The 14,831-nt window shown below is 42.6% G+C and carries 13 protein-coding genes and 1 pseudogene; 8 read left to right on the top strand and 6 right to left on the bottom strand.

The window, feature by feature from the left end:
- The first annotated feature begins 94 nt into the window (after positions 1-94).
- Together lpxO and FTU71_RS02655 are read left to right on the top strand one after the other, a co-directional pair.
- Positions 95-1,001 (top strand): annotated as a pseudogene (gene lpxO, locus FTU71_RS02660) (lipid A hydroxylase LpxO).
- Between the two features lie 113 nt (positions 1,002-1,114).
- Positions 1,115-1,531: a PH domain-containing protein gene (locus FTU71_RS02655; protein WP_131260939.1), complete on the top strand. Its 417-nt coding sequence runs from the start codon at positions 1,115-1,117 to the stop codon at positions 1,529-1,531.
- A gap of 358 nt (positions 1,532-1,889) precedes the next feature.
- On the opposite strand, the gene FTU71_RS02650 is transcribed toward FTU71_RS02655, so the two are convergent.
- On the bottom strand, positions 1,890-2,954 hold the full coding sequence (locus FTU71_RS02650) for an AAA family ATPase (protein ID WP_004975830.1): 1,065 nt from the start codon (positions 2,952-2,954) through the stop codon (positions 1,890-1,892).
- A gap of 185 nt (positions 2,955-3,139) precedes the next feature.
- Here FTU71_RS02650 and uvrC point away from each other — a divergent pair, with 185 nt between their 5' ends.
- From uvrC to pgsA, 3 genes are all read left to right on the top strand, one after another.
- Complete coding sequence (uvrC, locus tag FTU71_RS02645) at positions 3,140-4,939, top strand: excinuclease ABC subunit UvrC (RefSeq protein WP_180111244.1); 1,800 nt, start codon at positions 3,140-3,142, stop codon at positions 4,937-4,939.
- A 224-nt stretch (positions 4,940-5,163) separates the two neighbouring features.
- Positions 5,164-5,958, top strand: coding sequence for a thioesterase family protein (locus FTU71_RS02640; protein WP_096901351.1), 795 nt, complete (start codon positions 5,164-5,166; stop codon positions 5,956-5,958).
- Positions 5,959-6,063: 105 nt separating this feature from the next.
- Entirely contained in the window at positions 6,064-6,651 is a 588-nt protein-coding gene (gene pgsA / locus FTU71_RS02635; protein WP_004975835.1) for a CDP-diacylglycerol--glycerol-3-phosphate 3-phosphatidyltransferase, read from the top strand.
- A 49-nt stretch (positions 6,652-6,700) separates the two neighbouring features.
- On the opposite strand, the gene FTU71_RS02630 is transcribed toward pgsA, so the two are convergent.
- Positions 6,701-8,503 (bottom strand): ABC transporter ATP-binding protein, encoded by a 1,803-nt coding sequence (locus FTU71_RS02630; RefSeq protein WP_180111242.1) that lies wholly within the window; start codon positions 8,501-8,503, stop codon positions 6,701-6,703.
- 142 nt (positions 8,504-8,645) lie between these two features.
- Here FTU71_RS02630 and FTU71_RS02625 point away from each other — a divergent pair, with 142 nt between their 5' ends.
- On the top strand, positions 8,646-9,263 hold the full coding sequence (locus tag FTU71_RS02625; protein ID WP_004975838.1) for an alpha-ketoglutarate-dependent dioxygenase AlkB: 618 nt from the start codon (positions 8,646-8,648) through the stop codon (positions 9,261-9,263).
- Positions 9,264-9,352: 89 nt separating this feature from the next.
- Here the strand turns inward: FTU71_RS02625 and FTU71_RS02620 are convergent, their stop codons facing one another.
- From FTU71_RS02620 to recN, 4 genes are all read right to left on the bottom strand, one after another.
- Positions 9,353-10,135 carry an IclR family transcriptional regulator gene (locus FTU71_RS02620; RefSeq protein ID WP_004975841.1) on the bottom strand — a complete coding sequence of 261 codons (783 nt, stop codon included), beginning with the start codon at positions 10,133-10,135 and terminating at the stop codon, positions 9,353-9,355.
- Positions 10,136-10,285: 150 nt separating this feature from the next.
- Positions 10,286-10,729, bottom strand: a complete 444-nt coding sequence (gene ruvX / locus FTU71_RS02615) for a Holliday junction resolvase RuvX (RefSeq protein WP_104852952.1) — start codon at positions 10,727-10,729, stop codon at positions 10,286-10,288.
- A complete protein-coding gene (locus tag FTU71_RS02610) occupies positions 10,722-11,276 on the bottom strand; it encodes a YqgE/AlgH family protein (RefSeq protein WP_004975844.1) in 555 nt (184 codons plus the stop codon). Before FTU71_RS02610 ends, ruvX begins: the two co-directional genes overlap by 8 nt.
- Before the next feature lie 111 nt (positions 11,277-11,387).
- The gene (gene recN, locus FTU71_RS02605) at positions 11,388-13,049 is read right to left on the bottom strand and encodes a DNA repair protein RecN (protein WP_180111240.1); all 1,662 of its coding nucleotides are present in this window, start codon (positions 13,047-13,049) and stop codon (positions 11,388-11,390) included.
- A gap of 492 nt (positions 13,050-13,541) precedes the next feature.
- On the opposite strand from recN, the gene FTU71_RS02600 reads away from it, so the two are divergent.
- Both FTU71_RS02600 and rlmB read left to right on the top strand, forming a co-directional pair.
- Entirely contained in the window at positions 13,542-13,865 is a 324-nt protein-coding gene (locus tag FTU71_RS02600; RefSeq protein WP_004975854.1) for a pyrimidine/purine nucleoside phosphorylase, read from the top strand.
- Between the two features lie 187 nt (positions 13,866-14,052).
- Positions 14,053-14,802 carry a 23S rRNA (guanosine(2251)-2'-O)-methyltransferase RlmB gene (rlmB, locus tag FTU71_RS02595; protein ID WP_004975856.1) on the top strand — a complete coding sequence of 250 codons (750 nt, stop codon included), beginning with the start codon at positions 14,053-14,055 and terminating at the stop codon, positions 14,800-14,802.
- Positions 14,803-14,831 lie beyond the last annotated feature (29 nt).

The raw sequence follows: 14,831 nt of genomic DNA, 5'->3' as shown, positions 1-14,831 counted from the left end.
TGTTCTATTTTCTGCTATGACCTCATGCGCTGAAATTGAGTAGAATATGCGCCATTTTTGAATTTCAGCTGTTTTCAGCAATTTGGGTTGTTCTATGTTGAAGTGGGTTATTTTGGCGATTTTTATCGCTTCAGCGTTGTATATTCAACAGCGCGGCAAGGTGCGTCATAGTTTTTATCGTCAGTTTTTTGACCATTCTCGCACCGATCAACTATTTAATGTACTTATTTTCTAAAGTGCCGAATCAACCTTATATCGACACCCAGCACTTTCAAGATTTAAAGGTTTTGGATGACAATTGGGAAATGATTCGTGATGAAGCCAAAGCTTTGTATGAACAGGGTGGTATTAAAGCTTCAAGTAGCTACGATGATTTGGGATTTAACTCATTCTTTAAAACAGGCTGGAAGCGTTTTTACTTAAAATGGTATGACTCCGCGCATCCATCTGCCGCAGAATTATGTCCAAAAACCACAGCATTATTAAAAACTTTGCCTAGCATTAAGGCGGCGATGTTTACTGAACTTGCGCCCGACAGTCGTTTAGTGCGTCATCGCGACCCGTACGCAGGTTCATTGCGTTACCACTTGGGATTGATGACACCAAATGATGACCGTTGTTTTATTGATGTCGATGGGGAGCGTTATTCATGGCGTGATGGTGAAAGTGTGGTGTTTGATGAAACCTATATTCACTATGCTGAAAATGGCACTTCTCAAAACCGTATTATTTTCTTTGCCGATGTCGAGCGTCCGTTAAAATCACTCTGGATGCAAAAGTTTAATCACTGGTTTGGCAAAAATGTGATGACCGCAGCAAGCTCTCCGAATGAAGCAGGCGATCAGACGGGTGGCTTAAATAAAGTCTTTGGCTATGTCTATCAAGTGCGTTTAAAAGCCAAGGCTTTAAAAGCTAAAAATAGTCGTGTGTACTATTTCTTAAAATGGTTTTTAATGCTCGGGATTTTCTTCTTAATTTTTATTCGCCCTTATGTGTTTTAAAGTATCGCAACGCCTTTCGGGGCGTTTTTTATGACATTTTTGAGCAATTTCAGCAACGCACTTTAATTCCCGCCTATTTTTATGTATAGAATGAAGCAAATAGGGGAATTTTTATGCAAACGTTTCGTTCTAAAAAAGATTGGTGGGTTTTGGCTTTTGTGATTTGTATGTCTGGTCTATTGATTCAGTTATTGCTGACCATGTACGCCAAAGGCACGATGCCAGCATTTCCTGTGCACACAGGGGTGTATTTCATTACCATTTTTGTGTTGTGGTGGCCTGTGTTCAATACGCGTTATCAGGTTGATGCAGAACGCTTGCAGATCCGTTGCATGTTTTTAAAATGGGATATTCCGCGCGACAGTATTCAAAAAATATCTAAAACCAATAATTCGGTAGCGTCACCTGCTTTGTCGCTGAAGCGTTTAAAAATTGATTATCTTCTAGCGGGGCAGCCAAAATTTGTATTGGTTTCACCTAAAGATCAGACCAAATTTAGTCAAGCCTTGGGAATGGAAATTACCGACTAATCCCTAGGGTCTGTTGACATTTCATAAATGGCTTGCGCTGTAGGCTAAAACTGAGCAGATCAGGCATGAAACGCAGGGAATAGCGAGACTATTGCCAAGTTTCATAACGCAATCTGAGAAAGTTTTAGCCACAGCCTTTCAGGACGAGCATATTTTTTGCTGCTATTGCGTTATGAGTCAGTCATTTAGAATGACTAAATTTCCTGCCTCATGCCTTATATCAGCTAAAAAATATGCATCGTCGCAAACATAGACGAATTGTCAACAGACCCTAGGCTTTTTAAGCAAAAATAAGCATCAAAACTTTGAGGATGAGCAGAGTGGCATTCTCAAGATTCACGCAGCATAAGTCGCGGGCTTATTCTATTTTGAGGTGCAATTGATTTGCACTGCAATCTACACATATTTCCGATTTTTCAGGATACTTTAAAAAATATAAAGCTAAAATGGGTTCAAGTTCAGTACGAATTTTACGCCCCAAATGCCGCGCGCCGTAACGAATATCATGCCCCTGATAAAAATAGGCTTTAGCTGCTGCAGTGAGTTCGACTTGGCGCTGTTGATGCTGCAGGCGATGGTTTAACTTTTCCAATTCAATTTCAACCAATTGCGGCAGGGCATCAGCAGATACCGCTTGATAATGCAAACTACGGTCAATCCGATTTAAAAATTCAGGGTCAAATTTACGCTGCATGACTTTTTCAATGATCCGTTGTGTGGGCATGCGTTTTAAGCACAGTTGTTGTACTTTTTGCGGCAACAGATTCAATTTATCTAAGTATTGTTGTGCGGCTTGAGTACCCACATTGCTGGTCATAAAAATCATGCAATTGCGAAAGTCGATGGTTTTGGTGCCTGCAGTCAGGGTCAGTTTGCCTGTATCTAGCACATTCATTAAGCCACGTATCACTTCGCTTGAGGCTTTTTCCAGTTCATCAAACAGCATAATGCCTGGGCGGGTGTGCGAACCTGCAATCGCAGTTTCATCAAATAAACTATGGCCTTCTTTAGAGCCGACATAGCCAGGAGGCGCGCCTGTGAGTGCAGCCGCATAGTGTTCCTGCGCCAAGGTATTCATATCAATGCGGCAGAAGGCATCGGGGCGACCATAAATGGCTTCGGCAATCAGGCGCACCGTTTCGGTCTTGCCAACACCTGTCGGGCCAAGCATTAAAGTCACTGAAAGTGGTCGCTCTGTGCTGGAGAAATCGGCCTTGACCACATACAGCATTTTTTCGATTTCATTCAGCGCTGCATCTTGTCCAATAATCCGTTGACGTAACAATTGCATGACTTGTGTAGGTTCAAAATGAAAGCGCGGCTTGCCAATCAAACGGTCTTTGGCGGATACATACTGATGTGTACTGATCGGCTGGGACGTTGCGGATTGAATGGTCGGTATGCCGTGTGGTGCGGTCGTCATCCTGCACTTTCCTTCTGCTGACAAGATGCCTGAGCATAGCAAATCTTGTGTTGCCGACTGATCGTTTTTAGCACTGAGCTGATCGTTTTAGTGGATAGATCATGCGATATGCCACAGGATAAAGCTTGAAAAAATCAGACAAAGCAGCACATCATGTAAAGAATGCAGCAACAATAGGATGACTCGTGAACCCAAACGCAAGTGAGCATATCGAGAAAATTTTGGCAAATATGACCCAATTGCCAGGGGTTTACCGTATGTTGGGTAAAGACGGGGAATTATTATATGTCGGCAAAGCAAAAAACTTAAAAAACCGAGTGTCGAGTTATTTTGTCAAAACCATCGAGCATCCTAAAACGCAGGCTTTAGTGGCGCGTATTTATGATATTGAAACTTTGGTGGTGCGTTCCGAAACTGAAGCGTTATTGCTTGAACAAAATCTGATTAAGCTGCATCGTCCACCGTACAATATTATGCTGCGCGATGATAAGTCCTATGTTTATATTTTTGTGTCGGCAGATCAGCCTTATCCGCGTATTGCCAGTGGACGCGGCAAAGGCAAGCATCAGATAGGCAAGTTTTTTGGGCCTTATCCGAGTGCGTACAATGCCCGCGATACTTTGGTGGTGTTACAAAAACTGTTTAATGTGCGGCAGTGTGAAAACAGTTATTTTGCTCAACGGCAGCGTCCGTGTTTGCAATATCAGATCAAACGCTGTTCGGCACCGTGTGTAGGATTGATTTCGCCCGAAGAATATAAAGAAGATGTTAATAATTCGATTCGATTTTTACAGGGCGATAGTAAAGAACTGAATCAGCAATTGATTGCCAAAATGGAAGCTGCAGCCGAAGCGTTGGAATTTGAAAAAGCAGTCTTTTACCGTGACCGTATGGCTTTGTTGCGTGATGTGCAGGCACAGCAAGCCATTTATAAACTCAAAGGCGAAGCCGATATTATCGCAATTGCTTATCAGGCAGGTGTGACCTGTGTGCAAATTATGCATGTGCGCAATGGCAAAATGCTGGGCGGTAAAAGCTATTTTCCTGATATGTTGGGCGATGATTTGGGGCAAATGTTGGCCGATTTTATTGCCAACTTTTACTTTCAGGTGGCCGATGAAATTCCAGCGGAATTGATTGTTAATGTGGAAGTGGTAGATTGCAAAGAGTTGGAACAAGCCTTACAGCAACACTTCGATAAAAAAATTCAAATTAAACATAAAGTGCGTGAAACCCGTGCCGAGTGGCAAGAATTGGCACAAATGAATGTGCAGCATGCCATTAAAGGTAAACTCGCCAATCACTTTGAATTAAATGAGCGTTTTCATCAGTTAGAGCAAGTGGTTGGACGCCCGATTGATCGGATTGAATGTTTTGATATTTCGCACACTATGGGCGAAGACACTGTGGCATCTTGCGTGGTATTTGACAGTGGTGGTATTCGCAAACGTGATTATCGACAATTTTCAATTCAGGATATTCAGGCTGGAGATGACTATGCTGCCATGCGCCAAGCTTTAACGCGCCGTTATAAAAAAGCCATGCTGCCCGATTTATTGCTGATTGATGGCGGTAAAGGGCAGTTGAATATGGCGATGGAGGTCATGCAGGAGTTAGGATTGGATGCCTTTATGATTGGGGTGTCCAAAGGCGAAGGACGCAAACCTGGTCTAGAAACGCTACATTTTACCGATGGCAGCAAAATTCAGCTGCCTGAAGATCATAAGGCGCTGCATTTGATTCAGCAGGTACGTGATGAAGCACACCGATTTGCAATTACCAAGCACCGTGCCAAGCGCGATAAAAAACGTGGCTCATCAATACTTGAAGTGATTCCGGGCTTAGGGCCAAAACGTCGTCGTGATTTACTCACCCATTTTGGTGGCATACAAGGTGTCCTGAAAGCTTCTGAAAAAGAGTTGACTTTAGTACCCGGACTGGGTGAAGTAATGGCGCGTACGATTTATAAAGTGCTGCATGAATGACTAAATTTCCTGCCTCATGCCTTATATTAGCTAAAAATCTTGCGAGATATATCTCTCACGTCGCAAACATAGACGAATTGTCAACAGACCCTATTTACTGCATAAAAAGCAGTATTTTCTACAAAGGTAAATAGCAAAAAAGTGCATTGACTCTGTCGTCATTGAACATTCACATCAGATCGAAACCCTGTAATATCAACCACAACATTGTTTAAGGAAAAGCTATGTCGTTGCTACAGACCTATCAAGCCATTGCCGAGCAAGAATGGATAGACATCCCGCTTGGGTGGTTACAGGGGCGCACTATTTATGGTGGATTGGTGGCAGGTTTGATGATGCAAAAAGCCCAGCTTTGTATTGCCGATCCGAAAAAGCGCTTGCTAAGCAGCAGTGTCACGTTTGTCGGACCTGTGCAACAAGGTCGGGCACGGCTCACGGCGGAAATTCTGCGTGAAGGCAAATCTGTGACCAGTGTCGAAGTTCGTTTATGGCAGGATGATGCAGTACAAAGCATTTTAATTGCCAGTTTTGGTGCGGCACGTGAATCCAGCATTGTGGTGCAACAAGAACGTACTGCGCCCAATTTTCCACCTGCAACGGAATTGCCTGTTACACAGCATCATCCTTTAGCACCTGAATGTTTTCAGCAGATGGATTTGGTTTGGTCTGAAGGACAATATCCGTTTACTGCTAGTCATAAACCTGATTTTGCAGGCTGGATGCGTTTTAACCCAAAACAGCATACGAATCGTGCCATGACCATTGCCGATTTGATGGTGGCTTTTGATATGTGGCCGCCTGGAGTACTGCCGATGTTTGAGCAGCTCGCTCCTGCCAGTTCACTGACTTGGCATGTGACCTATGTCAATCCTTTGCAAAATCAGCTGCAAGATTGGATGAAATATAAAGTTTTTACCGATCATGCTAGCGGTGGTTATGCCACAGAATATGCGCACTTATGGGATGATCAGGATCGGCTAATAGCGATTGCCCGACAGACCATCACCGTGTTTGCCTAGTGACACCTACTAGCATTTCGTATAAAGTGAAGCCTATTCACGATGACAAATCCTCAAAAAACTTGTGAATATGCAGCGTAAAGAGGGGAAACATTGGCGGTGTCTATGACAACAGGTCGTATCCTGAACATTCCAAATATATTAACTTTGGCTCGAATCGCCTTGATTCCTGTTTTTTTGTTGGTGGCGTATTGGCCGCCTGCAATGGGCGTAAATGGTTATGATGGTGGCATGACGCGTCATATTATTTTGACGTCTATTTTTGTGATTGCTGCTGTGACCGACTGGTTTGATGGCTATTTGGCACGTACTTTGAATCAGACCTCTGCATTTGGGCGCTTTTTAGACCCTGTGGCCGATAAACTTATGGTCGCTGCGGCATTGATTGTTTTAGTGCAATGGCAACCGACTATTTCTATGGCTTTTGCCGCGATTGTAATTATTTCCCGTGAAATTACCGTATCTGCCTTACGAGAGTGGATGGCTGAACTCGGCGCACGTACCAGTGTGGCGGTGTCTACAGTGGGGAAATATAAAACAGCATTCCAAATGATTGCGATTTCAGTGTTCTTATTGAACTGGCAACCATTGGAAATGGTGGCTTATTTGTTGCTCTATACTGCTGTAATTCTAACGCTTTGGTCGATGTTTATTTATTTAAAAGCGGCATGGCCATATTTGAAACAACCTTAAATATCGTGATTCTTCATTAAAAAGTGCTTCTGATTGAAGCACTTTTTGATTAACTATGGGTTTCTTCCTCGGCATCATCCTCATAAGTTTTGGCAATTTTTTCAATATTTAAACTTTTTGCCATCGCATCAAAAATTTCTTTATAAACCCCATTTTGATGATAAAGCGCATCATGTTCGCCATGTTCCGCAATCCTGCCATCTTTCATGACATAGGTGTAATCGGCATCAATAATTTGCGATAAGCTATGTGAAATGATGATGACCGTACGCCCTTGTTTAATTTCATCGAGGCTTTGTTTGATTTGTTCGGTTGCAATGGCATCCAGACTAGCAGTCGGTTCATCTAAAAAAATAATAGGTGGATTTTTCAGGAACATACGTGCAAGGGCAATCCGTTGTTGTTGACCGCCTGAAAGCATGAGGGCATCTGCGTCATAAGCCTGAGGCAATTGCAAAATTTGTTCGTGAATAGAGGCTTTTTGGGCTGCCAGAATCACATCTTCCAAGCTTGCATCAGTTTTGCCATAACGAATATTTTCAAAAATAGAGCCTTGGAAAATATGATTTTTTTGCAAAACCAAGCCGATATGGTCACGCAAATATTGAGTGTCGATGTGGTTAATATCAATCCCATCGAGCTGAATTGTTCCCTGTTGTGGTTCATAGAATTTATCTAATAAACTGATCAGGGTAGATTTTCCTGCTCCCGACAATCCCACCAATGCGGTAATTTTATTGGGCTGAATCTGCATTTGAATGTCTTTGAGTGCATGATGTCCATTCGGATAAAAAAAGTTTACCTGTTGCAGATCAAACTGCCCTCGAATAACTGGTTTAAGCGTACCACTTGGCTCAATTTCATGCTCGGCTTCCAAAATTTGAAAGAAGCTTTCTGAATAGATCATTGCATCATTGACTTCATCATAAATACGATGCAATGAGCGAATTGGGGCAGAAACATTGCCAAACAGCAACACGTGATACATGATCATGCCGATGCTCATTTGTCTATCTAACACAAAATAAGCAGTTAAAATAATAATCAGCACCACGCCAATTTGTTCAATAAAGCTTTTTAAACCATCAAATAAAAAACTGGTTTGGCGGGTCTGCATTTGATTGTGGGTCAGTTTTTTCTGCAGGGTGAGTTGTTTTTCTGCTTCGATGCTTTCTCTGTTAAATGATTTAATCACGGTAATTGAGTTGATGATGCTGAGAATCCCTTGGCTTTTTTTCTCACGTCCATCACGTAAATTACGTCGCCAGCTTCCTAGTTTTTGTGCCTGCTGATAGGTCAGCCAAAAATAAATAGGCACAATGAGTGTCGCGATCAAGCCCACATAAAAATTGGCATAATACATTAAGCCCAAAGCCACAATTGCACTGGTAAAGAGTGGCAAAATATCAATAAAGAAAATTTGCACTAAGCGGGTGAGCGAACCAATGCCACGATCTATACGTGTTTGTAATTTACCTGCTTGGTTGTTGTCCTGATTAAAAAAGGCCAGTCGATAACGCAAAAATTTCTCAATAATGCCCTGTGCCAAATCTTGTGACACAAAAATGCGTAGTTTTTCACCATAAAACTTCTGTCCAAACTGCACAAAGGCATTGATGATTTCTTTACCCAGCAAAATGGCTGAAATGGTGATTAAAATGTGCCAGCCTGCAGACAGACCTTGTCCTGCCTCAATTAAGGCGTTAATACGGTCAACAGCGTATTGTAAAGTTAGTGCATTGACTTGAGCTGTTAATGAGCCGATGAGCGTTAAAACTAAGGTAGCAATCACCAAGAGCTGATAAGGTCGAACGAAGGGACGCAATTTTTGAAATAAATGCCATAAATTCATAAGCTATTATTGTTATAAGAACGATGATTTTAAGTCTAAGGATGAACTTCACGACTCACAAGCCAAAAAGCTGTGTCATTTTGTGAGCAGTCCTGATCCTTGTTTTAGATTAAACAATAAGCTATTCAGCATAGGAATGACCATGAATCTAGAATTGTTTGCACCTGAGCGTTGTGACAACGTACTGCCTTATGACGGCATTGTGCAGGACTATGGTTTGGTGCTGAGTGCGGAGCATAGTGAGCGTTATTTGCAGTATTTTCTGCAACATTTGGCATGGCAGCCTGATGAAGGTCTGCTCTTTGGTCAGTATTATCGGACACAGCGCCAAGTGGTATGGTATGGCGATGAGCAGTATCAATATCGTTATTCGGGAGCAGTTAAGCAGGCACTGCTATGGCAGCCTGCTTTGTGGCGATTGAAACAGCAAATTGAACAATGGGTCGGGCATCCCTTTAATTCATGTTTGGCCAATTTATATCAAGATGGTACGCAGGGCTTGGGTTGGCACAGTGATGATGAGCCGAATTTAGGCAGACACGCTGTCATTGCATCTTTGAGTTTGGGGGCAACCCGTAAATTTTGTTTTCAGCATAAACACCGCGCCAACAAGGTTGAGCTACTGTTGCACAGCGGTCAGTTGTTGGTCATGCGTGGCACGACACAACACTATTGGAAACATGCCTTAATGAAGTCCAATAAAATTATACAACCCAGAATTAATCTGACCTTTCGCTATTTTCACACGGCTATTGAATAAAACTTGATTTAGCACTCTAAATCCTTATTCAGGAATAAATTTTAATTGTATTTAAATTCAGTGCTTTAAGGTATCAACAACCTAAATCTTTAAGTGAGTTCTATACTAAAACTGGTATTCAGTACTTCCACCTGTTTTTCAATTTGTTCTGCATTGTCCTGCAAAATTTCAATCAGTTTTTGCAAATTGACAAATTCAAAACGGTTTTTAGATGCCAGCAGCGTCAATGCATAAGGTGCATCTTTAGATGAAAAACGAATCGGTACAGATAAGCCTGCAATTTCTGCATCGAGTTCGCCGTTAGAAAAATAATAGCCTTGTTTTTTGATTTTGCGCATTTGCTGCAAAAAGTCATCTTCATCTTGTGCAAAATTGACTTGTGCCAATTCGTTAGAAAAACGTTGGTAATAGTCTAAAATTTTAGCTTTAGGCAGATGTGCCATAATAATTTTTGGCGATGAGCCGACATAAACAGGACGTGGGCAGCCGCGACCATAAGACAGCAAAGGCGTATCTTTAAAGATTTCGTGATGCACATCAATGCAGGAATCTTGATTGAGTTGGGTCAGCAAACAGCAAAATTCAGTACGTTCCGCAATTTTTTTCATAAACGGAATACTGATGGTGACCAATGGATCGGTCGTGCGAGAGATAAAATCCAATACCGCAATTTTTGGCCCAAGGGTGTAATCTCCCGATGTGCCACTCATGCGCTGCAACAACTCTGCTGAAACCAACTCTTTTAAATAGCGGTAACTGGTAGGCTTAGATAAACCAAGTTCCTCACTAATGGTATCTACATTAATGACAGGACGTGCGGTTGAAAATAAGTCTAAGACTGTGAGAATCTTGCCAAAGCTAGACAGTGCCATGCGGATTTACCCATTCACACCAAAAGGATGGTGTCACTTTATATCAAAAAATCGCCAGACCAATAGACTTTTTAAAGATGATCTTAGGCATTCTAACGATCAATATCCCAATTCTTTCGTTTGTCGTTGTTATCTATTCAGAAACAGGATTTAAGGCTGAATGCCGTGAGGCTCACGATACCAGCTTTCAATCAATAGTGCTGCGGCAAGACTGTCGGCTGCGAGCTTTTTGCCACGCCCTTGGGCTTGATAATGATCAAGCTCATCACGTGCTTCACGTGTGGTTAGGCGTTCATCGACCATTAGGGTGTTGATATTGCTTTGATGGCGTAAGCGTCTGGCAAACTTACGTGCACGGGTAGACAGTTCCGACTCGCTATCATCCATATTTAAAGGTAAGCCCACTAGAAATAATTGTGGCTGATGTTGCTTGATGATTTTCAGCAAGTTTTCCCATTGTGGAATGCCATCTTTCATGGGGAAGAGGGCGAGTGGGGTCGCACTTTCAATTAGTGCCTGCCCCACAGCCATGCCCATTTTTTGCGTACCGAAGTCAAATGCCATAATGGTTTGGGCTTGTGTTGTTTCAGGCATGACCAATCTCGGAAGATAACCATGTTGGATCTACGCCCATTTTACGATAAGCGGCATCCCAACGGTCGTCATAAGGTAAATTGAAAATCAAGTCCATGTCCGATTCACAAATGAGCCAATCGCCACGGGCAATTTCTTGTTCCAGTTGCTGTTTGCCCCAACTGGCATAGCCCAAGGCAATTTGGTAACGTCCAACGCCTTCGTTGTGGGCAATCGCATCTAAAATATCTTTAGAGGTGGTGATACAGACATTTTCACCAACAGCGATAGATGAATGCCAAGTTGGCTGCCCTGTGTGTAAAACAAAACCTGCCTCAGGTCGTAATGGACCACCTTGTAGAACTTCGTGAGGATGCACATTATCTGCGTCTATATCTAAATCATTGAGTAATTCTTTGATTTGGATACCCGATGGACGGTTGATAATAATGCCTTGCGCACCGTCTTCATCATGACGTGCCAAATAGATGACGGTGTTTGCAAAAAACTCATCATTCATATCGGGCGGGGCTATGAGACAGCGATGCGTCAGATATTGTTTAGTCACCTAAGCAATTCTCCTTAAAAACAGTTGCTTCTAGAAAAACCTATTCCTTTAGGATACACGTTACTTGAGCTTTGTGATTTCACCAAGCTCTTTTTGTGACAGCGTTGGTTTTTAAGCCTGTTGAAACTTCAATTGGCGTAATTGTTTGGCGTGTTGCAGGGTGGTGTCATTAATTTCAACGCCGCCTGTCATGCGTGCCAATTCTAAAATACGCGCATCTTCTTCTAATTCAACAATGGTGCTGCTGGCAGGGTCGGTCTGACGCTTTTTCACTAAAAGGTGTTGATCAGACTGTGCTGCCACTTGTGCTTGGTGGGTAATACATAAAATTTGAACGTGTTGCGCCAAACCTGCGAGTAAGCGCCCCACAATTTCTGCGGTACCACCACTAATCCCGACATCAATTTCATCAAAAACCAAGACTTCGGCTTCGGTTTTTTCGGCATTCATGACTTGCATAACCAAGGCAATCCGCGATAATTCACCACCAGAAGCCACGCGTGCCAATGGCTGTGCAGGAATACCTTTGTTGGCGGTAAACAATAATTGAATAAAACTTAACCCTTCCGCAGAAACTTGTTCTAAAGGTTCAAATTTAAATTCAAAATGTGCCTCAGGCAGTGCCAATTGTTTAACTTGCTCGGTTAGTTGTTTAGCGAGCGGTGCAGCTGCTTCACGACGGATATCATCTAAATGTTGTGCTTTGGCTAAGAAGTCCTGATGTGCCACTTCTACTTGTTCTGCCAAAGTTTCAGGATCTTCCAGTTCATGTAAAGCCGTGAGTTCGGCTTGCCAAGTATCGAACTCTTGTTTCAGTAATTCAGGCTGAGTGCGGTATTTACGTGCCAAACGATGAAAAACTTCCAGCTTCTGATTCAGTTCTTCCATGCGCTCTGGATCAAAGCTTTGACGATCAATAAACTGACGTAAATTGGCTGTCGCATCATCTAATTCACTTTGCGCATTTAACAATGAATTATAAATTTCCGATAATTGCTCACTGCGCCCCGCATGCGATTCCAAGCGGCGAATAATCGAAGCAATTTCCTGAGTGATGTTTTGCTCGGCTTCGTCTAAGGCATTTAAGCTATAACTGCAATCCTGCATGATATGTTCATGATGGCTTAGGCGATCAAACTCTTGTTCAATCTCCTTATAATCGATTTGTACCAGTTCTTCGAGTTCTTCGAGCTGTAAGTTTAGAGTTTCGATGCGCTGCTTGCGAGTTGCCTGTGCATCCAGCGCCGCCTGATGCTGTCGGATATTTTTTTGCCAGGTACTATAAGCATCACGTACTGCTTGGGCAGGGGTATAAAAATTATAATAACGATCAAGCCAGTGCTTTGGATAAGGCGGTTCCAACAATTGTTGTTGGCTGTGCTGGCTATATAGCTGTACTAGCAAGCGTCCAATTTCTTTCAGCTCTGACAAACTGCTTGGGCGTCCATTAATCCATGCTTTGCTGCGCCCTGTGGCAAAAATTACCCGACGTAAATGGATTTCACCAGACTCATCATCTAATTCATGTTCTTTTAGCCATTGTGCTTCAGGGCTATTGTTCTGATAACTGAAACTCGCAGTCACATCGGCTTTATCTGAGCCAAAACGTACATAATTGGTATCGGTACGTTCACCTAAACAGGCAGAGAGTGCATCTAATAGTAAGGATTTACCGGCACCTGTTTCCCCTGTTAGAACGTTAAAACCTGTTTCAATATCCAGTGCTAAGTGGTCGGCAAGGGCAAAGTTAATCAGTGTTAAATGAGTCAGCATAAACGCATCCAAGCTGCGAAAAGTGTCAGTGAAAGAGAGTCAAGTTTTGGAAATGCCATAACAAGGCTGTTATTTTCTTCTATTTAATTCTAGCTTAAATTGCAGCGCAAACAACAAAAAATGTACCCGATAAGCATCATATATAAAACACATGATCATTTGATCATTTCATTGGATGGTCATTAAATTGCAGTATATTCACTTGGGGAGTTTTCGGTGCTGCTTGATATGGTGGAACTTAAACGATATAGATACTATTCGTGATCTGTTTCACATTCAGATTTAGCACTTTAGTGGGGAAGAATCTAGAGCAGAGTACTTTGCATGCCTCTGGCATTGGCTTAGACTGTGCTGTCAGCGTGTTGCATGCTGCGTATTGAAACATTGTTCAATTTACGCAAAGCCCACTGTAAACACAGATTGATTAGTTCTGAGGACAGAATTAAACTACATCAGTCAAAAATATAAAAACGCGTTACCTGGAGAATACGCATGTCAGCTCAGTTTGATCATGTATCAGTTGTGAAAAAGTCGAATGTCTATTTTGGTGGGCAATGCATCAGTCACACGGTGCAATTTGAAGACGGTACCAAAAAAACCTTAGGGGTAATTTTACCGACTGAACAAGCCTTGACTTTCGAAACGCATGTACCTGAACGTATGGAAATTATTTCAGGTGAATGTCGTGTCAAAATTGCCGATAGCGAAGAAAGTGAATTATTCCGCGCGGGTCAATCGTTCTATGTGCCTGGCAATAGCCGTTTCAGCATCGAAACCGATGAAGTGCTCGATTACGTGTGCCACTTAGAAGGCTAATCAGCCGATCAATAGGGTATTAACTGAGTTATCAATTTTTCCTGCTTGAGCACTCAATCAAGCGGAATTGAATCAAGAAATTTTCACCCGAATCGGTTAAACTAGATCTTATTGAAATCCTGTAAAGTCAGCTTTGCAGGATTTTTCGTTTTCGCTGGTTTATTGGTGCATTAATTAGAGGTCGTTCATGGCAAAACCTGAATATTATTATGGCGTTCACTCGGTGGAGTCATTATTGGAGCTTGAGCCAGAGCGCGTCTTAACTCTTTTTACCTTAAAAGGGCGTGATGATCAGCGTTTACAAAAGATTTTAGAACTTGCCGAACCATTTGGCATTAGTGTGCAAAAAGCCAGCCGTGACAGCTTGGAAAAACTGGCAGGTTTGCCTTTTCACCAAGGAGTGGTGGCTGCAGTACGCCCACATCCAACTCTGAATGAAAAAGACTTGGATGCCTTGTTGCAGGCTGATAGCAAGCCTTTACTTTTGGCGCTCGACCAAGTCACCGACCCGCATAACTTGGGTGCGTGTATCCGTACTGCCGCTGCGATGGGGGTTACTGCCGTGATTGTGCCGCGTGATCGTTCAGCAAGTTTGACCCCAACTGCACGCAAAGTAGCTGCAGGTGGTGCAGAAAAAGTCAAATTTATCCAAGTGACCAATTTGGCACGTACTTTGGCGCATTTGAAACAAGAGTTTAATGTGCGCGTGGTGGGTACGATGCTGGATGAAAAAGCTTTGCCAATTCAGCAATTTGACTTTACAGGCACAGCAGTATGCGTGGTGATGGGCGCAGAAGATACAGGTTTACGCCCAATTACCCAGTCACAATGTGATCAAACCGTATTTATTCCAATGGCAGGAAATCTGCAAAGTCTGAATGTCAGTGTTGCAACAGGTATGGCCTTGTATGAAGCTTGTCGTCAGCGTCAGGCTTAATTGCTGATTTTGTATTTGCTATTTTATTG

Origin of the sequence: Acinetobacter sp. YH12136 (assembly GCF_013418545.1) — a bacterium.
Lineage (GTDB): Bacteria > Pseudomonadota > Gammaproteobacteria > Pseudomonadales > Moraxellaceae > Acinetobacter > Acinetobacter towneri.
Note: the sequence above shows the minus strand (reverse complement) of the source record. Positions and strands in the feature narration are given on the sequence as shown.

Bases quoted from the DNA above. Each gene is read 5' to 3' on its own strand.
- FTU71_RS02655 (WP_131260939.1), top strand. From the start codon at position 1,115: ATGCAAACGTTTCGTTCTAAAAAAGATTGGTGGGTTTTGGCTTTTGTG.
- FTU71_RS02650 (WP_004975830.1), bottom strand. From the start codon at position 2,954: ATGACGACCGCACCACACGGCATACCGACCATTCAATCCGCAACGTCC.
- FTU71_RS02640 (WP_096901351.1), top strand. From the start codon at position 5,164: ATGTCGTTGCTACAGACCTATCAAGCCATTGCCGAGCAAGAATGGATA.
- pgsA (WP_004975835.1), top strand. From the start codon at position 6,064: ATGACAACAGGTCGTATCCTGAACATTCCAAATATATTAACTTTGGCT.
- FTU71_RS02630 (WP_180111242.1), bottom strand. From the start codon at position 8,503: ATGAATTTATGGCATTTATTTCAAAAATTGCGTCCCTTCGTTCGACCT.
- FTU71_RS02625 (WP_004975838.1), top strand. From the start codon at position 8,646: ATGAATCTAGAATTGTTTGCACCTGAGCGTTGTGACAACGTACTGCCT.
- FTU71_RS02620 (WP_004975841.1), bottom strand. From the start codon at position 10,135: ATGGCACTGTCTAGCTTTGGCAAGATTCTCACAGTCTTAGACTTATTT.
- ruvX (WP_104852952.1), bottom strand. From the start codon at position 10,729: ATGCCTGAAACAACACAAGCCCAAACCATTATGGCATTTGACTTCGGT.
- recN (WP_180111240.1), bottom strand. From the start codon at position 13,049: ATGCTGACTCATTTAACACTGATTAACTTTGCCCTTGCCGACCACTTA.
- FTU71_RS02600 (WP_004975854.1), top strand. From the start codon at position 13,542: ATGTCAGCTCAGTTTGATCATGTATCAGTTGTGAAAAAGTCGAATGTC.
- rlmB (WP_004975856.1), top strand. From the start codon at position 14,053: ATGGCAAAACCTGAATATTATTATGGCGTTCACTCGGTGGAGTCATTA.